Source organism: Variovorax durovernensis (assembly GCF_977011995.1).
On record NZ_CDRNCW010000001.1, the window covers coordinates 4,031,856 to 4,051,602 of the forward strand.

Below are 19,747 nucleotides of genomic sequence, written 5' to 3' on the forward strand. Positions count from 1 at the left end.
GATGGTTGAAATATAAGGCGCTACATGGAGCGTTAAACAGGAAACATGGCCCCACTCTGTTTCCAAACCGACAACAATCCCGGGCGCCATGGGGAATGCCCGCATATGTGAGAATCCGCTCCCCCCGGTGTGGGCCGGGTATCCCAGAACAGGCATTCAATGGATCAAATCCAGGCCATGCGGATCTTTGTCCGCGTCGTGGAGGCCGGCACTTTCACCCGGGCAGCCGACTCGCTCGCGCTGCCCAAGGGCACCGTCACCAAGCAGATCCAGGCGCTGGAATCGCGCCTGCGGGTAAAGCTGCTCAACCGCACCACGCGTCGCGTGACGGTCACGCCCGACGGCGCTGCGTACTTCGAGCGGGCCGCGCGCCTGCTGAACGACTTCGACGACATGGAAGCCAGCATGACGAATGCGCAGGCCAACCCCACGGGGCGGCTGCGCATCGACATCGGCACCTCGGTGGCGCGGCTCATCATCCTGCCCGCGCTGGCCACCTTCTGCGACCGCTACCCCGACATCCAGGTCGACCTGGGCGTGAGCGACCGCACGGTCGACCTGATCAGCGACAACGTCGACTGCGTGATCCGCGCGGGCGAACTCAGCGACCAGTCCCTGGTGGCGCGGCGCATCGGCACGCTGCACTTCGTCACCGTGGCGTCACCGGCGTACATCAAACGCTACGGCATGCCGCAGCATCCCAATGACATCGAGAAGCGGCACCACGTGGTGAGCTACTTCTCGGGCACCACGCGGCGGGTGTACCCGCACGAGTTCAAGAAGGGCGACGAGCAGATCGAGCTGAACGGGCCCTACCGGGTGTCGGTGAACGAAAGCAACGCGCACATCACGGCGGTGCTGGGCGGCTTCGGCATTTCGCAGTGCATCACCTTCATGGCCGAGCCGCTGCTGGAAAGCGGCGAACTGGTCGAGGTGCTGCCCGACTGGAGCCGCGACCCATTGCCTATCCACGTGGTCTACCCGCCCAACCGGCACCTGAGCGCGAAGGTGCGGGCCTTCGTGGACTGGGCTGCGGAGCTGTTCGCGAAGAATCCGAGGCTGCAGCGGCGCTGATTGGGCCGTGCGGCACGCCAGTTCCGCCACATTTGCAGAAGATAATTCGCGCCGGACCCTAAAACTTGGCCGTCTGATGCCGCTAATAACTCAGGTCCGATTCCGGAAAGCGTCGCGATTTCCGGTTTGACGCACGTGCCGCGGCCCCCATAAGGGCCGAGCAGCAGCCCCGGCAGGAGCCTTGGTACGCGCCCGCAAGAACATACACACCGGCAAGCTCATGGATACAGACCAGTCGAACGGCCAGGCCAACGCGCCCGACGAAACAGGCAATTTCGGACGCCGCACCCCGGCGGAAATCGGCGTTCAGCTGCGCAACCTCGTCAATCGCAGCAACAACCTCACCGTTCAGTACGCGGGCGGCCAGCTCGTGACGCAGCTGCTGGACGTCGATCTGCGCAGGCGTGTCTTCACCTTCGACTGGGGCTCGCAGCCCGAGCAGAACCAGGGCCTGCTGGCAGCGCGGCGCTGCCTGTTCCAGGCCCAGCCGGAAGGCGTGCGCATCGAGTTCTCCATCGCCACGCCGCGCGAGGTCCGCTACGAAGGCATGCCCGCATTCGAGGCCGACTTTCCCGAAGTGCTGGTCTACATGCAGCGCCGCGAGTATTTCCGCGTCGATGCGCCGATCCTCGATTCGTACACCTGCTCGGGCCGCCTGCCGCCCAAGGGCGATCCGTTCAGCTTCGAGGTGCAGGACCTGTCGCTCGGCGGCGTCGGCCTGCGCACGAAGGACGAGCGCGTGGCCGAATTGCCGGTGGGCACGCGCCTGCTCGACTGCGAACTGTCGCTCGGCACGCTGGGCCAGCTCACGCTCGACATGCAGCTGGTGTCGCAGCGCGCCACCACGCTGGAGAACGGCACGATCCGCTACCAGCTGGGATTCCGATTCGTGGCACTGCCGGCCGGCGCCGAAACCGCGCTGCAGCGGCTGATCACCCGGCTCGAAATGAAGAGCCGGTCGCTGGTGGGCTGAAGCCGGTCAGCCGGTCAGTACACCGGCTCGCAGCGCACCTCGGTCTTGACCGAATTCGCGATGAAGCACTCTTCATGCGCGCGGTGGTGCATCTGGTCGATCTGCTCGCGCGTGGGCAGGTGCTCGCCCGAAAAATGCACCTCGGGCCGCAGCGTGACCACCGTCATCGCCATCTTTCCTTCGGCGTTCTTTTCCATCGTGCCGACGGCCGCATCGAAATAGCGGTCGACCACGAACTTGCGCTTCACCGCCATCGTGAGGAACCACAGCATGTGGCAGTTCGACAGCGAGGCGACGAACATTTCCTCCGGGTCGACCGCCGAGGCGTCGGACATGGGCAGCGGCACCACGTGCGGCGACGACGAGGCCGGCACCTCCACCCCGCCGTCGAAGCGCAGCGTGTGCCGCCGGCTGTAGGTGTTGCCCAGGAAATCCTGCTCGCCTCGCTGCCAGAGGACTTCGGCTGTGTAGTGGGCCATGGGTGGCGCTCCTTGCCTGTCGGCGGTTGTCAGAGGTAGATGAAGTAGCGGAACTTGGTCAGGCTGCCCTGGCTCGGCAGCGTGAGGAAGGTCTCGGCCTGCACGCCGCCGTTGGCCAGGATCACCTTCTGCGACGCGAAGTTGTCGGGGCTGGTCGTGATCTCGACGCGGCTCAGCCCCTCGCCGGCCGCCAGCGTGAGCACGGCGCGCAGCGCGCGCGTCGCATAGCCCTTGCGCTGCTTCCACGGCACCACGTGGTAGCCGATGTGGCCCAGGCAGTAGACCGGCAAGGCGATGGTGCCGGGCTGCCAGCGCAGGTCGATGCTGCCGCAGAACTCGCCGTCCCACATCCAGAGCTTGTAGCCCGGCAGGCGCGGCACCCGCGAGCCGTCGGGCAGCGTGACCGGCGGCCCCTTGGCCTCGCGATCCACCAGGTTCTCGAGGAACAGCGCGGCATCGGCCTCGATGGCCGCGCGCTCCTCGGCGCCCGATTCGGGCCGCGACTCGTCGCGCGCCCAGCCCCGGTTCAGGGCCGACACATAGCTGGCCAGATACGGCTTCGCGGGCCAGACGAGCTCCATCGGCCGCGGCTCGGAGATGGATCTGGGCCAGTACCGCGGCACGCGCCTCAGGCTCCCATCAGCCTGACGATCAGCGGCACCAGCAACGCCGTCGCTATGCCGTTGAGCCCCATGGCCAGCGCGGAGAACGCGCCCGCCGTCTCGTTGACCTGGATGGCCCGCGCCGTGCCGATGCCGTGCGCCGCCATGCCGACCGCAAAGCCGCGCACCGCGGGTTCGCGTATGCGCAGCAGGTTCAGGAGCCCGGTGGCCATGATGGCGCCCGAGATGCCCGCAATGGCCGCCGCCACCGCGGCAAGCGACGGCAGGCCGCCTATCTTCTCGGCCACGCCCATCGCGATCGGCATGGTGGCCGACTTGGGTGCCAGCGACATCATCAGCTCGTGCGAGCCGCCCAGCACCCATGCGATGCCGATGGCCGAAACAATGGCCGCGACCGAGCCCACCAGCAGTGCCACGCCGATCGGCAGCCACAGCCTGCGCAGGCGGCCGACCTGCCCGTAGAGCGGCACCGCCAGCGCCACCGTGGCCGGGCCGATCAGGAAGTGCACGAACTTCGCGCCCTCGAAATACGTGTCGTAGGGCGTGCGCGTGAGCAGCAGCACGGAGACGATGACGATCACCGATATCAGCACCGGGTTGACCACCGGATTGCGCCCGCTGCGCGTGTGCAGCCACAGCGCGCCCAGGTAAGCCAGCAGCGTGAGCGACAGCCACAGCAGCGGCGACTGCGCGAGGAAGACCCAGATTTCGGACAGCCTGGCCGGTGCGCTCATCATCGGAAGACCTCGGCGCTTCGCGCTGCGGCGAGAGCTTGCTTGGGGCGGCCCGGCGCGGCGCTCATCATCGGAAGACCTCCGCGCTTCGCGCTGCGGTGCGAGCTTGCTTGGGGCGGCCCGGCGCGGCGCTCATTCCGCGTCCTTGCCGGTGATGCGGATCATCCAGCGCAAGGTGAGCGCGGTGACCGTCATGGTGAAGGCCGCGCCCACGATGCCGGCCGCGAGGAACGGAAGCCACTCGCGCCCCACCCGCTCGAAATGCAGCATGACGCCGGCCACGGCCGGGATGAAAAGCAGCATCAGGTTGCGCAGCAGATGGCCCGAGGTGTCGATCAGCGACTGCGGCACGCCGCCGCGCACGAGCAGGCCGACGAACAGCAGCAGCATGCCGATCAGCGGCCCCGGGATCGGCAGGTTGAGCCACTGCACGAGCAGTTCACCGGCAAGTTGGCAAAGGAAGAGCGTGGTGATGGCGTAGAGCATGGTTCTTGTTCGGGTGTCAGCTCAGAGCGGATGTTCGGGGGAACACGCCGCGCTTGTCCACCCCTGTTTCAAGGCTTGCTGGCTCGCAGGCGAAAGCACGCCGAGCCGCACACGGCCCGGCAGGCCGAACGAAGCACAGTCGCGCAGCTTGATGCCCTGGGCGCGCAGTGCGGCGGCGAAACGGGGATATGGCTCGTCGGTGCGGGCGCAGAAGAAGTTCGCGTCGCTGGGCAGGCACTCCCAGCCGAGGGACTCGCAGACGGCGCGCTGCTGCGCTTTCCATTCGCGAAGGGTGTCCAGGCTTTGTGCGAGCCAGCGCTGGGCGTCGTCGCCGGTCCATGTCTCCAGCAGCGCCACGCCGTGCGTGCCCAGAGGCCACGAGGGCGCCAGCAGGCCGAGGTGCTCCATGAATGGAGAGCCGACGGCGTCGAGGGGAGCGATGGCATAGGCAGCGCGAATGCCGGTGAGGCCCATGGCCTTGTTCGGCGTCCACATCTGCCAGATGCGGTCTTGCTGCGCGGTGTCCAGCGAAGGCCGGCCTTCGAGGCGCAACGGTTCATATGCCATGTCGAGCACACAAGGCCCGCCCTCGCCTTGCGCATGCGCCACGAGATCGGCCTGCGGCTGCCCGAGCGGGCTCGACGGTTCGCAGCACCAGCGCAAGGCGGCCGCGTCGAACGGCGCCGGCGCGCGCAACACCTGCAGGCCCCAGGCCCGCGCGGCGCGCTCGTAGTCGCCGTAGCTGTGCGCCGGCAGCCAGACCGTGCGGGTGCCGCCCTTCGCGACGGCCGCGCTGATGCGGTGGATGAACTCGCTCGCGCTGGCCGCGATCACGATGCGCTCCGGCGCCACGCCGTGAAAGCCCGCGAGCCTGACGCGCAAGGCGGTGTAGCGCGGATCCGGGTAGTGTGCGGGATCGGCATCGCGCAGCGCGGCCAGAACGGCCGGGCATGCGCCCACTGCATTGCCGTTGGTCGAGAAGTCGTGCGGCGCCGCGCCCGAAGCATCGGGGCCGCCATGAATGAAGCCGTCCGTCATTCCCACGTCACCCCAAGCACCGCGACGATGACCACCGAAGCGCACATCGCCCACGCCAGCACCGCCCTTGCGCCCAGTTGCGCGGCGCGCCGGGTGTCGGCCGCAGCGACCGCGCGCCCTTCCGCGTTCAGCGCATACACGCCGGGCTTGGCCAGCCGCACACCGAGCAGCAAAGCCATCGCCGCCATCGGCCAGCCACTGTTCGGCGACGGCGTGCGCCGCGCCTCTTCAGACAGCCTCGCCGGCCAGCGCCAGGCGGCCAGTGCCAGCAGCAATGCCGTGATGCGCGCGGGCACCCAAGAGAGCACGTCGTCCGCGCGCGCGGCCCACTTGCCGAACCATGTCCAGTCGCGCCCGCCGCGTTCGCCGCGGTATCCCCACATCGCGTCCGCCGTGTTGGCGAAACGGTAGATCGCGGCGCCCGGCAGGCCGAACAGCACGAACCAGAACACCGGTGCCACAAGCGAGTCGTTGAGGTTCTCCGCGAGCGACTCGATGGCGCTCTCGCGCACCTCGCGCTCGTCAAGCTCAGCCACGTTGCGGCTCACCAGCCGCGAGAGTTGCGCGCGGCCCGCGTCGAGCGACACGGCCAGCGCGTCTTCGACGGCCAGTACTTCGTCGCGCAGCATGCGCCATGCAAACAGCGGCTTGAACAGCAGGCCCAGCAGCACGGCCACCGCCCATGCGGGCAGCCACTGCACGATCGCGCCCTGCAAGGCCGAGGCCACGCCCCAGACGGCCATCGCGCCGATGCACCAGGTCAGCGCACCGATGAGGAAGGCCGGCAGGTCGACCGGCTTCGCCTTGTGACGCAGCGGCGCGGCGCTCAGGCCGATCCAGCCGAGGTACTTGCCCATCCACACCACGGGATGCAGGTACGCACGTGGCTCGCCGAGCCAGCGGTCGATGGCCAGCGCGAGCCACAGCGCGCCGGCGAGGGCGAGGGAATAAGACAGGAGCGAATCGTCAGCAGGCATGGGAGCCGCCATTCTCGCGAATCAGGCGGCCGCCCTGCCGCGCCGCCACTGCGCCAGCGCGCCGAGCGCGACCAGCAATGCGGCACCGAACACGACCCACAGGCGCAGGACGACGGATTCGGCCTTCGGCGCCGGAGGCGTATCGGGCGTGGGTTCAAGCCTGAAGCCGCTCACGGGCTGCGCACCTTCGGCAACCGGCTCGGCCTCCGGGGCCTTGGCGGGCTCAGGGGCTGGGGGCGCCGCGATCACCGGTACGACCGGTACGACCTGCGCAACGGGTGCTGCTGGCGCGGCAAGCTGCTGCCGCACGAACCTCTGCACGCCCTCGTTCCGCTCGCGCAGGCCGCTGGCCCGCGCCGCCTCGGCATACGCACGCGCAAGCTCCCGGCGCGTGGCGGCATCCGGCTTCCAGTAGTTCAGCCGCACCGCGTCGAGCATGCGTTCCAGCGTCTGCGCGAACGCCGCGCGGTTGTCGCCTTCGAGCCATTCGCGTGTGCCCAGCCTGTATTTGTCGCGCACGTACACGTCGTGCAGCGACTGCCACTGGTCCTGCCGGACCGCATCGGGCACGGTGACCTGCCAGCCCCACAGGAACTGCGCCGTCTTCAGCACCTGCAGCGTGCCGCTGTAGCCCTCGGCCTTCTGCGCGGCGATCCACTGCGGATGCAGGTAGCGCGTCTGCATCTCGCGGGCGATGGCGCCGGCGGCGGTGTCGGTGCGCACCGCCGTGCCGTCGCGCAGGTTCTGCACGTACAGCGCCGGGTCCTTGCCGGTGAGCTGCCGCACCGCCTGCGCGATGCCCCCGAGGTACTGGAAGGGATCGTCATTGGTGAGCACGCCGTAGAGGTTGGAGCTGCGGGCCATCAGCGCCGCGTCGACCTGCGCGAGGTTGCCCGCATAGGCGCCCGGCCGCGCCGCGCCGTCGAGGCCCTTGCCGTAGGCGTGGCCCATGCGGTCCATGTAGAGCTGCGCCATCTGCGCGTCGCCGCCGCCGCGCTGCTGGCGCTTCCACGCATCGCTCGCGAGCGCGGCTTCTTCGAGCCCGGCGCCGTAGCTGCCCTGCTCGTTCGAGAACACGCGCGCGGTCGACCAGCGCTTCGCTTCCTCCGGCGTCGCGCCCTGCGCGCGCAGCTTGCCAGCCAGCGCGTCGCTGTGCTGCGCCACCGCGTTGCCGGGCTCGGGCAAGGCGGCCACCTGCTGCACCGCTTCATCGAGCCAGCGCATCACGTTCGGAAACTGGTCGCGGTAGGAGCCAGTGACGCTGATCAGCACATCCATGCGCGCACGCCCCAGCACCTGCGCCGGAATCACTTCGACGCCGCTCATGCGGCCCGCGTCGTCCCAGCGCGGCTTCACACCCATCGCATAGAAGGCCTGGCTTTCGAGCACGCCCTGATGACGCGAAGCCTCGCCGGCCCACAGCGTGAACGCGATCTTGCCGGGCGTCTTGCCGCCGTGGCTCTTCGCATGCTCGGCGATCCAGGCATCCATCGCGGCCACGCCCGTTTCCCAGGCCGCACGCGTCGGCACGCGGCTCGGGTCGAAGCCGTAGAGGTTGCGGCCGGTCGGCAGGCTGTCGGGGTTGCGCACCGGGTCGCCGCCGTAGCTGGACTTGAGATAGCGGCCGTCCAGTGCGGTCAGCAAGCCTTCGATTTCCTCGTTGTGCGCGAGCACCGCGTCGAGCTTGCGGGCGCGCTCGGCCAGCTCGCCCAGCTTGTGCACCTCGGCCGGGGTCTTGCCCATGGCGCTTGCGGCTGGCGCATCACTCAGCGCCAGCTCCACCCAACGCGCAGGCCGTGAGGCGGCCACGTTCTTCGCATCGATCAGGAAGGCTTCGTCGACGTCCTCGCCCAGCGCCTCCACCAGCGGCTTGCCAAGGATCTGCAGGATCGTCATGCGGCGGCATTCGGCATCGGGCGCCTGGCCGAAGGTGGCCAGGCCAAGCGGCTGCGCGGTCTGCGCGAGTTCGTCGAGGTACGGGTGCAGCACCGCGATGAAGCCCGCGAAGTCGGCGCGGATGCGCGCGGGCGTCCATTGCAGGTCGCGGTCGTAGTGCTGTTCGACGAACTCGGCCGTCAGCTGCCTTTCCATGGCCGTCTTCACAGGCCCGGGCGACAGGTTTTCCCAGTCGTGCATGCGCTCATGCATGGCCTGCACGCCGGGCCGGAAACCTGCGGGCGCGAACATCGGCGTCGAATGGCTCACCATCGTCGCCCGGCCGCGCCGCTTGGCGGTGGTGGCCTCGCCGAGGTTGTCCATGATGTACGGGTACACGTTCGGCAGGTCGCCCAGCGCGAGCAGCGGATCGTCCTGCACCGACAGCCCCCGCTCCTTGCCCGCCGACCATTCGACAGTGCCGTGCGTGCCCACATGCACCACCGCGCTCGCGCCGAACTGCGTGCGCAGCCAAAGGTAGGTGGCCAGGTAGCCGTGGCTCAGCGGAATGGCCGAGCGGTGATAGACCTGCTGGGCCTTGTCGACGACCTGCGTGCCGGGCTCGAAGCGCGGCGGCTGGCGCAGCACCACGACATTGCCGAAACGCACGCGCGGAATCACGAAGGCCGGCTCGCCCGAAACGGGGCGCAGCATGGTCGACTGTTCCGGCGGCCCCCAATAGGCCTCGATGCGCCGCTGCGTCTCCGCGGGCAACGCGCGAAACCATGCGAGGTAGCGCGACAGCGGCATCGCATCGGCCAGTCCCCTGTCGAGCAGCGGCTGCAAAGCGTCGTCCTGCCCCGTCGGGTAGTAGGCCTTCATCGTCGCCTGCACCTGCGCGATCAGCGCGTCGGCGCCCGGCAGCTCGGTGCTGTAGCCGGCGGACTTCATCGCCGCGAGCATGTTGTTCACGCTGCGCGGCACGTTGAGGAAGGACGCGCCGAAATTGGCCTCGCCCGGCGGGTAGTTGTAGACCAGCATCGCCACGCGCCGCTGCGACGCCGGCGTGCGCTGCAGCCGCAGCAGCGCGGCGGCCTTGGCGGCCACGGCGTCGATCTGCGCTGGCAGCGGCTGCAGCGTGCCCGATGCGGCGTCGCGCGCGCTCACCAGCATCGGGTCGATCATGCCGGCCAGCTCGCTGGGGCTGTAGTAAGAGGCAATGTCGGCCTGCGCGAGGCCGTCTTTGCTCCGCGCCCACTGCGCGGCGTCCATCGCCAGCGAAGGCAGCGTCTGCAGCACGGGCACGCCGATGCGCTCCAGCTCGGCCTTGCGCTCGTTGGGGCTGAAGACCAGCGAGGCATTGACGATCAGGTCAGCCACGCGCCGGTCACCGGCGTGCGTCATGCCGAAGAACAGGTCCTTCTGCTGGCGCGGTCCGTAGAAGGCATAGGCGCGCAGGCCGCGCTGCTCCAGCGAGGCGATGAGCGCATCGAGCCAGGCTGTGTCGTCGCCGGTAACGGTGGCGCTGTTGATCGCGATGGCGACGGTGCCGCTTGCGGGGTCACCGGGCAGTTGGTCGAGCGCGGCGATGTCGGTTTCGATGCGCGGCCAGCCGGGGTGATAGAGGCCGGCGAGCGGCAGCGGCACGGGTGTCGGCAGCCCCGCCAGCTCGCCGGTCCGCGCCATCGCCTTCATCGACGCGGCGAGGTTGGCCGCGCCGGAAAAGCGCCAGTACTCGCGCAGCCGCTGCGCCCAGGCGGCATCGACGCCCCGCTCGGCCGCGAGCGGCACGGCGACGGAGGCCTGCCCCTTGGCGACGAGCGCGAATTCGCCCACCAGCACATACGGCACGGCAGTGCGCGAAATGACGTCGCCGAAGCGGGCGGCAGCGGCCTGCGCCACGCTGATGTGCGGCGCATCGATCACGAGCAAGCGCGCGCCGTCGAGCGCAGCGCCCAGCACCTCGGGCGCATCCTTGGCCGCCGACACCACCTGCAGCGGCAGCCCCGCTTCAAGCGCCGCGTGCTCCAGCCGGACCACCCGCGCCGGCGACACCAGCGAGGTGCTCAGCACCACCACACGCCTGCCCGCCGGCTGTGCATGGGCCGGCGCAAGAAGGCCCAGCATCGCCAGGGCCCCGAACAGCCAGAAGAAAACCCGCGTCACTTCCCGCCTTGCGCAGGCACCGCGTCCGCCGGCACATAGACCATCGTGCCGTCCTTCAGCCGCCAGGCCGTGCCGGCCTTCTCGCCGTCGCCCTGCCCCGTCGCGCCGCTGGCCTTGAAGCGCGTGAGCTTCTGGCCCTCGCGCGTGATGATCTCCATGTCGGGCTTGCCTTCGTTGCGGATGATCGTCACCTTGTCCTGCGCGAACGGGTTCATCGGGTTGTTGATGACCGCGATCATCAGCATGCCGATCACCACCATGAACACGTCGATCAGGTTGATGGTCGAGAGCACCGGATCATCGTCGTCGCTGTCCAGGCTGCTGAGAATGGAGAACTGGCGCCGGCTCATGACAGGCGGTCCCGCGCGTCCAGCACCGTCACCAGTTCGCGCATCAGCCAGCGGCGGCGCACGGTGTACACCACGAAGGTGATCGATGCCGAAGCCAGCGCCACGATCACGCTGGCGAATGCCGGCGCCAGGCTCTGCGCCACGCCCTGCGATTCACCAGAAGCCACGGCCACCAGCGCCGGCCCCATCGGGATCATCGTGGCGATCAGTCCCAGCATCGGCGCCACCCGGCTGCACAGCCGCACGCCTTCGAGCTGCTTGAGCACCACGAGCTCCATCTGCTCCTGGCTCGCGGTGGCATGGCGTTGCAGCACCAGCGCACGCGACGGATCGCGGCGGCGCTGCAGATACTCGATGCCGAAGGCGCCGAGGCAATACACCGCATAGACGAAAGACAGCAGCACGCCCAGCGTCACCGGCCAGAGGAACAGGCGCGCAAGCTCGAAGAGAACGGTGTCGAAGGCCAGCATCAGGTCGGCTCCGTGGAAGTAGTTTTGTCGAACAGGTCCGAAGAACGGCCCCAGCTTTCATCGAACACCAGCGACGCCAGCGGCTCGCGCATCGCCCAGCGTTCGCGCTGCAGCATCGGCTCTTCATAGAACTGGTGCACAGGCCCCAGGCACAGCAAGCCGATGGGCTCCGCGCCTTCGGGCAGACCCAGCAGCACCGACACTTCGGCCGGATCGAACAGCGACACCCACCCCATGCCCAGCCCTTCCGCGCGCGCCGCGAGCCAGAGGTTCTGGATGGCGCAGGAGGCCGAGGCCAGGTCCATCTGCGGCAGCGTTCGGCGGCCGAAAACGTGCTTCTCGCGTCCATCGGCCAGCGTGACCGCCAGCAGCTCGGCCGCGTCGAGCAGCCCTTGCACCTTGAGCCGCATGAACTCGTCTTCACGCTCGCCGAGCGCACGGGCCGTGAGCACGCGTTCGTGTTCGACGACGCGGTGCAACTGCTGGCGCAGCGCCTGGCCGCGAATGCGAATGAAGCGCCAGGGCTGCATGAAGCCGACGCTGGGCGCGTGGTGTGCCGCGTCGAGCAGCCGTCGCAGTACATCGGGCTCTACCCGGCCGCTGGCGAAGTGGCGCATGTCGCGGCGCTCGTGGATGGCGCGGTAGACCGCCTGGGCTTCTTCCTTAGTGAAAGTCGGGGTGGTCACGTTGCTCTTTCGGGGTGGGTGCACAGGCCACCGGGTACTCCCCTCCGCGAATGTCCCCCGCCTTCGGCTCCTCCTTTATTTCGCTGCGGGGAGCACCCGGCGCCCTGTGCACATCGGGCGCTCTGCTCATGCCGTCGGATCAACCGCTGCGTCCATCGATCACGCTGGCGGGGTGCCTTGCGCAGCGAAATAAAGGAGGAGGCCGCAGGCCGGGGGACATTCGCGGAGCAAGGTACCCCGTCGGCGGGATCGCGCCCCATGTCAATCCTCGATCCCACGCTGCGCAGGAATCCCAGCCTTGAAAGCGTGCTTCACTAAAGTCATCTCAGTCACCGTATCGGCCAACTCGATGATCTCCGGCGGACAACGGCGCCCCGTCAGGACCACATGCACATGCTTGGGCCGCGCACGCAAAGTCTCGAGCACGCCCTCGAGCGGCAGCCAGCCGTAGATCAGCGGATACGTGATCTCGTCCAGCACCACGAGAAAAAAATCGCCCGACATGATCGCCGCCTTCGCCTTTTCCCATCCGTCGCGCGCGAGCTGCCCCGAGCGCTCCAGGTCCTGGCTCTTCCAGCTGAAACCATCGCCCAGCCCCTCGATCGGGATGCCGATCTGCTCGAACATCCGGTGCTCGCCGAATCGTGCGCTCGGCACCTTCATGAACTGATAGATCTTCACCGCCTTGCCACGGCCATGAGCGCGCAGCGCGAGGCCGAAGGCCGCCGTGCTCTTGCCCTTGCCGTCGCCGGTGTTCACGATGACGATGCCGCGGCGCTCGCCCTCTGGCTTCTCGTAAGGCTTCTCGCTGGGGGGTGTTTCGATCTGCATGATTCTTCGGTTCGTATGTTGGTTACTGCGGCAGCGCGATCCACTGGTCCGCGACGCGGTGCACGCGGATGCGGTGGTCGAACACCTGCTCCAGCGCTGCATGGGTGGCCGGGTCGCCGCAGGTGCCGTGGTGCACCACGCGGCCGTGGTTCATCACGACCAGCTCGTCGGCGGCCAGTGCCATCGGCAGCTCGTGCAGCACGCTGACCACGGTCTTGCCCCCGGTGACGAGGGCTCGCACGGTCTGCATCCAGTCTGCCTGGTGCGGCGGGTCGAGGTTGGCGAGCGGCTCGTCCATCAGCAGCAGCTCGGCCTCGACCGCCAGCGCACGCGCCAGCAGCACGCGCTGGCGCTCGCCGCCGGAAAGCTGGCCCAGCGGGCGGTCGCGCCAGTCCCAGGCCTGGGTGGTGCGCAGCGCGCGTTCCACGGCGTCACGGTCGGCCGCGCCGGGCGCTGCCAGCCAGCGCTGGTGCGGCAGCCGGCCGAGCATGGCGATGTCGTAGACCATCAGGTCGTCGGCGCTGCCCTCGCCGGTGCCGCTCTGGCCGAGCCACGACAGCCGCTGCGCCCGCACGCGCGCCGGAATCTTGGCCTGCGGCTCGCCGAACAGCCGCACCTCGCCGCGATGCGCGAGCAGCCCCGCCAGCGCTTTGAGCAAGGTCGACTTGCCCGCGCCGTTCGGCCCGACGATGCTGGTCCAGCGGCCGGACGCGAGCGCCAGGTCGATGCCGTGCAGTACCTCGGTGGCGCCGAGGGTGGCGCTCAGGCGGCGCGCTTCGAGCGCGGGTGCGTTGTTCATGCCACGCCCCCGCGGGCGCCGCGCCGGTGCATCAGCCAAAGAAGGTAGCTGCCGCCCAGCACCGCCGTGAGCACGCCCACCGGCAGTTCCTGCGGCGCGATCAGCCAGCGCGCCAGCAGGTCTGCCGACATCAGCAGCAAGCCGCCCATCAGCGCCGACAGCACGATCAGCCGCGCATGCGTGGTCTTGACCACCGAGCGCACCAGATGCGGCGCCGCCAGGCCGACGAATGCGATCAGCCCGGTCTGCGCCACGGCCGCGCCGGTGGCCAGCGCAAGCACCACCACCAGCGCCGCGCGCATCGCGCCCAGCGGCAGTCCCAGGCTGCGCGCCGTGGCCTCGCCGAGCGCCAGCCCGTCGAGCACCGGCGCCAGCGCCCAGCCGAGCAGCAGGCACACCGCGCCGACCATCGCCATGACCGCGCAGGCGCTCCAGCCGACCAGTCCGGTGCTGCCGAGGATGAAGCCCTGGATTGCCTGAAGGATGTCGGCCGAGGCGATGGTGATGAGGTCTTTGGCGGCGCCGAGCACCACGCCGACGATCACGCCCGCGAGCAGCAGCCGCAGCGTCTGTTGCACGCCGCGCGCGAGCAGCAGCGTGAGCATCACCGCCACCACCGCGCCGATGAAGGCAGCGCCGGTGAGCCCGAGCCGCATCACCCATTGCGTGTTCGCGGCCGAGCCGCCGAACATCAGCAGCGCCAGCGCCACGCCCAGCGAGGCGCCCGAGGCACTGCCCAGCAGGTACGGATCGGCCAGCGGATTGCGGAACAGCCCCTGCGCCACCGCGCCCGCCAGCCCGAGCAAGGCGCCGGCCAGCCAGGCGCCAAGGGTGCGCGGCAGGCGGATGTCCCACACGATCTGCAGCGCCACCGGGTCGTGCCGCGCCGACAGCAGGCTCTCGAAGCCGGTGCTGCCGATGCCCAGGCCCAGCAGCATCGCCCCGGCGCCGAGCACCAGCAGGCCGAAGCCCAGCAGCAGAACCCGCCGCAGGTGCGCCGTGTGCCTGACCGCCGCGTTCACCGACGGCCGCCCTTGTCGCTCAGGCATTGCGCCATCAGGCGCGCGGCCTCGTCCATGCGTGGGCCGGGCCGCACCAGCACGTCGGACTGCTCCGCGCTGAAGCGGCAGATGCGACCTTCGCGCACCGCGCGGATGCCCGCCCAGCCGGGCCGCTGCTCCAGCCCCTGCGCGCTGCGCACGCTCACCATGATGAGGTCGGGATTGGCGCGCACCACGTATTCGGGGTTGAGCTTGGGAAACGGGCCGAGCGAAGCCGGCACGATGTTCCTCGCGCCGAGCCGGGTGAGCGTTTCGCCGATGAACGACGACTCGCCCGCCGCATAGGGCGCGCTGTTCACTTCGAAGTACACGCGCAGGCCTTTCGCGCTCGCGGGCAGCGACTGCGCGGCGGCCGACACGCTGGCGTCGATCACGCGCCAGACCCTGGGCGCCTCGTGCGTGCCCAACACCTGGTCGAGCTTGTCGAGCACGCGCCGCACGTCGGCATGGCTCTTGGGCTCGAGCACCAGCACCTTCACGCCGAGCGCCTCGAGCCGCTGGGTGACGCGCGACGACTTGGCGAGCAGCACCGCATCGGGCTTGAGCGCGACGATGGCCTCGACGTTCGGGTCGAGCCCGCCGCCGACCTGCGGCAGCGCCTTCACCTGCTCGGGCGAATTGGAATAACGGTCGATGCCCACCAGCCTGTCGCAAGCGCCGAGCGCGCAAACCGATTCGGTGAGCGAAGGCAGCAGCGTGACGATGCGCCGCGGCGGCTCGCGCAGGCTCACGGTCACGCCGCGCTCGTCGACCACGTCCAGGGCGTGCGCCGCCAGTGCGAACAGGGCCAGGCCGAGCGCAGCCAGCGGAATGCGGATCTTCTTCATGCTCATGCGGCGGGGGCTTTCAGGCTCAGCGGCAGGCCGGCCGCCATGAGCGTCACACGGTGGCAGGCGGCGGCCACGTCCTGGTTCAGGCGGCCCAGCGCATCGACAAAAGAGCGCGTCTCGCGGCCCAGCGGAATCACGCCGAGGCCGATTTCGTTGCCCACCAGCACCACCGGGCCGCGCGCCTCGCGCAGCGCGACCATCAGCATGCCCATGTGCGTGGCCGGCGTGCGCGTGGCGGGACGGGCGTCTTCAACGGGCATCGGCATCAGCAGGTTGGTGAGCCAGAGCGTGAGGCAGTCGACGACCACCAGCGTCCCGGGCGTGCTCTGCGTGACGATGGCGCGCGCGAGCTCGACCGGCTCCTCGATGGTGCGCATGCCGGGCACGCGCTCGGCGCGGTCGGCCTGGTGGCGCAAGATGCGCTCCTGCATCTCGTCGTCGTAGGCCTGCGCGGTGGCGATCATCACGGCGCGATGGGTGCGTGGGCCGGCGGCGAGCCAATCGGCGGCACGCTGCTCGGCGCGGCGCGACTTGCCGCTCTTCTGGCCGCCGAGGATGAACTCGTGCTCAACAGTCGCGGGCTTGATCATGGTGGGCATGGCTTTGCAACTCGATGGGCATGGCGCCGAAAAGGCGCGCGGTGGCTTCCGGACTGGAAGCGAACCACGCGTGGAAATAACTGGCGCGCACCGGGCCGTGCACGTAGAGCGCCTCGCCGCCCTGCGCGCCCACGGCCTGGGTCGTGCCCGGCCGGGCGGTGCGCGCGACGGGCGCGAGCGGTGTCTCGCAGCGCGAATAGTGAAAGGTGTGGCCGCGCAAGGCGTGGCTGCCGAGCGGCAGCTGCTGCGGGCCGAGGCCGGCCAGCCGCTTCTGCATGGTCACCCGGCCGGGCAGCAGGCCCCACATGCGATGCACGCTGCCGGCGTCCGCGTCCTCATGCGTGGCCAGCTCTTCGAACAGCACCATCATGCCGCCGCACTCGGCCCACACGGGCTTGCCGGCCGCCACGTGGGCCGCCAGCGCGGCGCGCATCGGCTCGCAGCGCGACAGCGCCTCGGCATGCAGCTCCGGATAGCCGCCGGGCAGCCAGACCGCATCGCAAGCGGGCAAGGCGTCGCCCGCGAGCGGCGAGAAGAAGGAAAGGCGCGCCCCCAGCGCGGTGAGCACGTCGAGGTTCGCCGGGTAGATGAAGGAGAAGGCAGCATCGCGCGCAATGGCGATGGTGCGGCCGGCCAGCAACGGCTCAACGGGCGCGGCAGGCGGCGCGGCATCGAAGCGCACCTGCGGCAGTTGCGCGATGTCCATCTGCCCCAGCGGCGTGCCGGCCAGCACGTCGGCCACGGCGTCGAGGCGCGCCATCGCATCGCCCAGTTCGTCCGCGACCACCAGCCCCAGGTGCCGTTCGGGCAGCGTGAAGCCCGCGTCGCGCGGCAAGGCGCCGAGCCATTGCGAGGGCTCGCGCAGCGCGTCTTTCAGCATGCCGGCATGGCGCTCGCTGCCCACGCGGTTGGCCAGCACGCCGGCCCACGGTAGCCCGGGACGGAAGTTCTGCAGGCCATAGGCCAGCGCGCCGAAGGTGCCGGCCATGGCATGCGCGTCGATCACGGCCAGCACCGGCAGGCCGAAGCGCACGGCCAGGTCGGCCGCGCTGGGCGTGCCGTCGAACAGGCCCATCACGCCTTCGACGATCAGCAGGTCGCAGTCGGCCGCCGCCGCGCGCAGGCGCTCGCGGCAGTCGGCTTCGCCGGTCATCCACAGGTCGAGCGAATGCACCGGCGCGCCGGTGGCCAGCGCGAGCCAGAGCGGGTCGAGGAAATCGGGCCCGCACTTGAAGGCCCGCACCCGCCGGCCCTGCCGCGTGTGCAGCCGCGCGAGCGCGGCCGCGACCGTGGTCTTGCCCTGCCCAGAGGCCGGGGCGGCCACCAGCACCGCGGCGCAGGCGGCCGCCGCGGCACCGGCGGTGTCGCTTCTTCGCGAGGGGTTGCTTATTGCGGCGTCCACTTGAGACCGACGTACGCGGTGCGGCCGGCGGTGGCGTACAGGCGTGCGTACTGGTAGTCCTTGTTGCCCACATTGTCGACCCGCGCGATCAGGTTCAGGTCGCGCGTGATCTGCCTGCTGGCCGACAGGTTCAATACGGTGTAGCCGCCGAGCTTGACGCTGTTGGCGGCGTCGTCGTAGCGGCGGCTCGAGGTCTGCACCTCGGCGCCCAGGGTCCAGCCGGCGACGCGCCAGTCGGCACCGAAGGTGGCGTGGCGCTGCGCGCGGCGAGCCAGCAGGTTGTGCGTGCCGAGGTCGCGCGGATCCTGGAAGTCGAGCGAGGTACGCAGGGTGACGTCGCCGATGCGGTGGCCACCCGACAGCGTGACGCCCTGGTAGCGGGCGCGCGCGGTGCTGGTGTAGCAGCCGAAGGACGAAGCGCAGCCCTTGGCCGAGCCATCGAAGCCGATCAGGTTGCGCACCTGGTTCTTGTAGACCACGATGCCGGCGTGCGAGGCGCCTTCGGTGTACTGCAGGCCCAGTTCGACGTTGCGGCTGGATTCAGGCTTGAGCGACGCCAGGCCGTACTCGCTGAAGCGCTGGTACAGCGTGGGCACGCGGAAGGCGGTGCCGGCCGACGCCGTGAAGCGCAGCGACGGCGTGATGGCGTAGCCGTAGGCGGCGCTGCCGGTGGTCTTGCCGCCGAACTCGCTGTCCTGGTCGTGGCGCACATGCAGCTGCAGCGAGTGCGGGCCCTGCACGAAGCCGTAGCCCAGCGACAGCGCGTCCTGCGCGCGGTCGCGCGACAGCAGCTTCGAGCTGGTGGTGGGCGCGTTGTCGAGTGCGTCTTCGCGGCGCTCGAGGGTGGCCGTCACCAGGTGCGGGCCGAAGCGGAATTCGTTCTGGAACAGGTAGCCGCGCAGGTGGGTTTCAGTGCGGTAGAACGAAGGCTGCGTCTTGTAGACCGATTGCGAATCAGTGATCTGCACGCGGGTGCTGTACACATCGTTCCACTTGGCCGACCAGGTGAGGCCGGCGGTGCGCAGCGTGTTGTTCGCGATGTCGTTGGCGAACAGGAACGGCAGCTTGGTCTTGTACGACACGGTGGCGTCGTAGCCGGCCTTGATGTCGCTCGCGAGCAGCGTGGCGTCGATGCGCTGGTCGGGGGCGATCTGGAAGCCCAGTTTCACGTTGCCCGAGGTGCTGTTGTAGCCGTCGCGATCGGGGCTGGTGAAGCCGTCCTTGACCACGTTGCGCTTGGCCACCGGCTGCACGTTGTAGCCCTTGCTCTCTTCATGTTCGACACCGAAGGAGTAGTCGAACAGGCCTGACTTTCCGCTCACGCCGCCTTCGATCTTGCGCAGGCCGTAGCTGCCGAAGCCGATGCCCGCGTAGGGCGAGACGCCCTCTTCGCCGCGCTTGGTGAAGAGCTGGATCACGCCGCCGACGGCATCCGAGCCATACACGGCGGCGGCCGGGCCGCGCAGCACTTCGATGCGGTCGATCTGCGACAGCGGAATGCCTTCCCAGCCGGCGCCGCCGGTCGACTGCGAGTCGATGCGCACGCCGTCGAGGTAGACGGCCGTGAAGCGCGTTTCCGCGCCGCGGATGTACAGGCTGGTGGTGTTGCCGATGCCGCCGGTGCGCGAGATCTCGATGCCGGGCAGGCGCGCCAGCACGTCGGCCACGCCGGTGGCGCCGCTGCGCTCGATGGTCTGGCGGTCGATGATCGACACGTCGCCCACCAGGTCCGACAGTGCCTGCGGCGTGCGGTTGGCCGTGACCACCGTCTCGCCGAGGGTGAGCGCTTCTTGCGCATGGGCCGGGCCGCCGAAGGCGGATGCCAGCGCCAGCGGCAGGCAGGCGAAGCGGAGACGGCGCGCGGGAGCGCGGCCACGGAAAACGGAAGCGTGGGAAATCATGAAATGTGCCGAACGAACGTCAATGCCCCGTGCCGGCTTCCCCGCCGGCACCTGGGCGCAATGGCTGCCTCGCGCACGGAATCTCTCGTGCATGCGGCAGCCGCCTTGTTGGCCGGTATCCGGGCTGGCAGAACGCCCCTCGCCGCCTTCCCAGGCACCTGTTTCAGGGTGCCCAGTGGCTGTGTGGATAGGGGTGACGCCTTGCGGCGTCGTCTGCTTGACCGTTGCGGGGGCAGCGCAGGCGGCTTGGGTCGGGCCCGGTACGCGCTCGAGGGCGTTCGGGGGACCTTCACTCCTGCTTCCCGTTGAACCGCGGCGCGTGAACCACGCCGCAGGCACCAACGGGCAGGATTTTAGGCCCTGGCGGACACGATTTAAGCCGAAAGTTGCGCA

At 69.5% G+C, this 19,747-nt stretch carries 19 protein-coding genes and 1 riboswitch; of the genes, 2 read left to right on the plus strand and 17 right to left on the minus strand.

From position 1 onward, the window contains the following. The first annotated feature begins 159 nt into the window (after positions 1 to 159). On the plus strand, positions 160 to 1,074 hold the full coding sequence (locus ACWV14_RS19155; protein WP_454903088.1) for a LysR family transcriptional regulator: 915 nt from the start codon (positions 160 to 162) through the stop codon (positions 1,072 to 1,074). Positions 1,075 to 1,294: 220 nt separating this feature from the next. Continuing rightward, positions 1,295 to 2,047 carry a flagellar brake protein gene (locus tag ACWV14_RS19160; protein WP_454903090.1) on the plus strand — a complete coding sequence of 251 codons (753 nt, stop codon included), beginning with the start codon at positions 1,295 to 1,297 and terminating at the stop codon, positions 2,045 to 2,047. Positions 2,048 to 2,061: 14 nt separating this feature from the next. Here the strand turns inward: ACWV14_RS19160 and ACWV14_RS19165 are convergent, their stop codons facing one another. From ACWV14_RS19165 to ACWV14_RS19245, 17 genes are all read right to left on the minus strand, one after another. Further along, a complete protein-coding gene (locus ACWV14_RS19165) occupies positions 2,062 to 2,526 on the minus strand; it encodes an OsmC family protein (protein ID WP_454903092.1) in 465 nt (154 codons plus the stop codon). A gap of 29 nt (positions 2,527 to 2,555) precedes the next feature. Continuing rightward, the gene (locus ACWV14_RS19170; protein ID WP_422087003.1) at positions 2,556 to 3,107 is read right to left on the minus strand and encodes a GNAT family N-acetyltransferase; all 552 of its coding nucleotides are present in this window, start codon (positions 3,105 to 3,107) and stop codon (positions 2,556 to 2,558) included. Positions 3,108 to 3,154: 47 nt separating this feature from the next. Further along, positions 3,155 to 3,883, minus strand: a complete 729-nt coding sequence (locus ACWV14_RS19175; RefSeq protein ID WP_081271219.1) for an LrgB family protein — start codon at positions 3,881 to 3,883, stop codon at positions 3,155 to 3,157. Between the two features lie 132 nt (positions 3,884 to 4,015). Beyond that, positions 4,016 to 4,369 (minus strand): CidA/LrgA family protein, encoded by a 354-nt coding sequence (locus ACWV14_RS19180; RefSeq protein ID WP_454903093.1) that lies wholly within the window; start codon positions 4,367 to 4,369, stop codon positions 4,016 to 4,018. A 21-nt stretch (positions 4,370 to 4,390) separates the two neighbouring features. Beyond that, positions 4,391 to 5,407, minus strand: a complete 1,017-nt coding sequence (locus ACWV14_RS19185; protein ID WP_454903094.1) for an aminotransferase class I/II-fold pyridoxal phosphate-dependent enzyme — start codon at positions 5,405 to 5,407, stop codon at positions 4,391 to 4,393. Then, on the minus strand, positions 5,404 to 6,396 hold the full coding sequence (cbiB, locus tag ACWV14_RS19190; protein ID WP_454903095.1) for an adenosylcobinamide-phosphate synthase CbiB: 993 nt from the start codon (positions 6,394 to 6,396) through the stop codon (positions 5,404 to 5,406). The genes ACWV14_RS19185 and cbiB overlap by 4 nt, the downstream gene beginning before the upstream one ends. Positions 6,397 to 6,405: 9 nt before the next feature. After that, on the minus strand, positions 6,406 to 10,425 hold the full coding sequence (cobN, locus tag ACWV14_RS19195) for a cobaltochelatase subunit CobN (protein ID WP_454903096.1): 4,020 nt from the start codon (positions 10,423 to 10,425) through the stop codon (positions 6,406 to 6,408). Further along, complete coding sequence (locus ACWV14_RS19200) at positions 10,422 to 10,775, minus strand: DUF2149 domain-containing protein (protein ID WP_081266948.1); 354 nt, start codon at positions 10,773 to 10,775, stop codon at positions 10,422 to 10,424. The genes cobN and ACWV14_RS19200 overlap by 4 nt, the downstream gene beginning before the upstream one ends. Next, positions 10,772 to 11,245, minus strand: a complete 474-nt coding sequence (locus ACWV14_RS19205; RefSeq protein ID WP_454903098.1) for a MotA/TolQ/ExbB proton channel family protein — start codon at positions 11,243 to 11,245, stop codon at positions 10,772 to 10,774. The genes ACWV14_RS19200 and ACWV14_RS19205 overlap by 4 nt, the downstream gene beginning before the upstream one ends. Further along, positions 11,245 to 11,931: a 5,6-dimethylbenzimidazole synthase gene (gene bluB, locus ACWV14_RS19210; protein WP_454903099.1), complete on the minus strand. Its 687-nt coding sequence runs from the start codon at positions 11,929 to 11,931 to the stop codon at positions 11,245 to 11,247. Before bluB ends, ACWV14_RS19205 begins: the two co-directional genes overlap by 1 nt. A gap of 261 nt (positions 11,932 to 12,192) precedes the next feature. Then, the gene (gene cobO, locus ACWV14_RS19215) at positions 12,193 to 12,762 is read right to left on the minus strand and encodes a cob(I)yrinic acid a,c-diamide adenosyltransferase (protein WP_454903101.1); all 570 of its coding nucleotides are present in this window, start codon (positions 12,760 to 12,762) and stop codon (positions 12,193 to 12,195) included. 22 nt (positions 12,763 to 12,784) lie between these two features. Beyond that, positions 12,785 to 13,561 carry an ABC transporter ATP-binding protein gene (locus ACWV14_RS19220; protein WP_454903103.1) on the minus strand — a complete coding sequence of 259 codons (777 nt, stop codon included), beginning with the start codon at positions 13,559 to 13,561 and terminating at the stop codon, positions 12,785 to 12,787. After that, positions 13,558 to 14,610, minus strand: a complete 1,053-nt coding sequence (locus ACWV14_RS19225) for a FecCD family ABC transporter permease (RefSeq protein ID WP_454903105.1) — start codon at positions 14,608 to 14,610, stop codon at positions 13,558 to 13,560. Before ACWV14_RS19225 ends, ACWV14_RS19220 begins: the two co-directional genes overlap by 4 nt. Further along, the gene (locus ACWV14_RS19230; RefSeq protein WP_454903107.1) at positions 14,580 to 15,455 is read right to left on the minus strand and encodes an ABC transporter substrate-binding protein; all 876 of its coding nucleotides are present in this window, start codon (positions 15,453 to 15,455) and stop codon (positions 14,580 to 14,582) included. Before ACWV14_RS19230 ends, ACWV14_RS19225 begins: the two co-directional genes overlap by 31 nt. After that, complete coding sequence (locus tag ACWV14_RS19235) at positions 15,452 to 16,051, minus strand: bifunctional adenosylcobinamide kinase/adenosylcobinamide-phosphate guanylyltransferase (protein WP_454903109.1); 600 nt, start codon at positions 16,049 to 16,051, stop codon at positions 15,452 to 15,454. Before ACWV14_RS19235 ends, ACWV14_RS19230 begins: the two co-directional genes overlap by 4 nt. Further along, on the minus strand, positions 16,020 to 17,453 hold the full coding sequence (locus ACWV14_RS19240; RefSeq protein WP_454903110.1) for a cobyrinate a,c-diamide synthase: 1,434 nt from the start codon (positions 17,451 to 17,453) through the stop codon (positions 16,020 to 16,022). The genes ACWV14_RS19235 and ACWV14_RS19240 overlap by 32 nt, the downstream gene beginning before the upstream one ends. Next, positions 17,438 to 19,354 (minus strand): TonB-dependent receptor domain-containing protein, encoded by a 1,917-nt coding sequence (locus ACWV14_RS19245; RefSeq protein ID WP_454903111.1) that lies wholly within the window; start codon positions 19,352 to 19,354, stop codon positions 17,438 to 17,440. The genes ACWV14_RS19240 and ACWV14_RS19245 overlap by 16 nt, the downstream gene beginning before the upstream one ends. A 93-nt stretch (positions 19,355 to 19,447) precedes the next feature. Beyond that, a riboswitch (cobalamin riboswitch) is annotated at positions 19,448 to 19,711 on the minus strand. Positions 19,712 to 19,747 lie beyond the last annotated feature (36 nt).

Excerpts from the sequence above, each read along its gene's own strand:
- ACWV14_RS19155 (WP_454903088.1), top strand. The coding sequence starts at position 160 with ATGGATCAAATCCAGGCCATGCGGATCTTTGTCCGCGTCGTGGAGGCC.
- ACWV14_RS19160 (WP_454903090.1), top strand. The coding sequence starts at position 1,295 with ATGGATACAGACCAGTCGAACGGCCAGGCCAACGCGCCCGACGAAACA.
- ACWV14_RS19165 (WP_454903092.1), bottom strand. The coding sequence starts at position 2,526 with ATGGCCCACTACACAGCCGAAGTCCTCTGGCAGCGAGGCGAGCAGGAT.
- ACWV14_RS19170 (WP_422087003.1), bottom strand. The coding sequence starts at position 3,107 with ATGGAGCTCGTCTGGCCCGCGAAGCCGTATCTGGCCAGCTATGTGTCG.
- ACWV14_RS19175 (WP_081271219.1), bottom strand. The coding sequence starts at position 3,883 with ATGAGCGCACCGGCCAGGCTGTCCGAAATCTGGGTCTTCCTCGCGCAG.
- ACWV14_RS19180 (WP_454903093.1), bottom strand. The coding sequence starts at position 4,369 with ATGCTCTACGCCATCACCACGCTCTTCCTTTGCCAACTTGCCGGTGAA.
- ACWV14_RS19185 (WP_454903094.1), bottom strand. The coding sequence starts at position 5,407 with ATGACGGACGGCTTCATTCATGGCGGCCCCGATGCTTCGGGCGCGGCG.
- cbiB (WP_454903095.1), bottom strand. The coding sequence starts at position 6,396 with ATGGCGGCTCCCATGCCTGCTGACGATTCGCTCCTGTCTTATTCCCTC.
- ACWV14_RS19200 (WP_081266948.1), bottom strand. The coding sequence starts at position 10,775 with ATGAGCCGGCGCCAGTTCTCCATTCTCAGCAGCCTGGACAGCGACGAC.
- ACWV14_RS19205 (WP_454903098.1), bottom strand. The coding sequence starts at position 11,245 with ATGCTGGCCTTCGACACCGTTCTCTTCGAGCTTGCGCGCCTGTTCCTC.
- cobO (WP_454903101.1), bottom strand. The coding sequence starts at position 12,762 with ATGCAGATCGAAACACCCCCCAGCGAGAAGCCTTACGAGAAGCCAGAG.
- ACWV14_RS19220 (WP_454903103.1), bottom strand. The coding sequence starts at position 13,561 with ATGAACAACGCACCCGCGCTCGAAGCGCGCCGCCTGAGCGCCACCCTC.
- ACWV14_RS19225 (WP_454903105.1), bottom strand. The coding sequence starts at position 14,610 with ATGCCTGAGCGACAAGGGCGGCCGTCGGTGAACGCGGCGGTCAGGCAC.
- ACWV14_RS19230 (WP_454903107.1), bottom strand. The coding sequence starts at position 15,455 with ATGAGCATGAAGAAGATCCGCATTCCGCTGGCTGCGCTCGGCCTGGCC.
- ACWV14_RS19235 (WP_454903109.1), bottom strand. The coding sequence starts at position 16,051 with ATGCCCACCATGATCAAGCCCGCGACTGTTGAGCACGAGTTCATCCTC.
- ACWV14_RS19245 (WP_454903111.1), bottom strand. The coding sequence starts at position 19,354 with ATGATTTCCCACGCTTCCGTTTTCCGTGGCCGCGCTCCCGCGCGCCGT.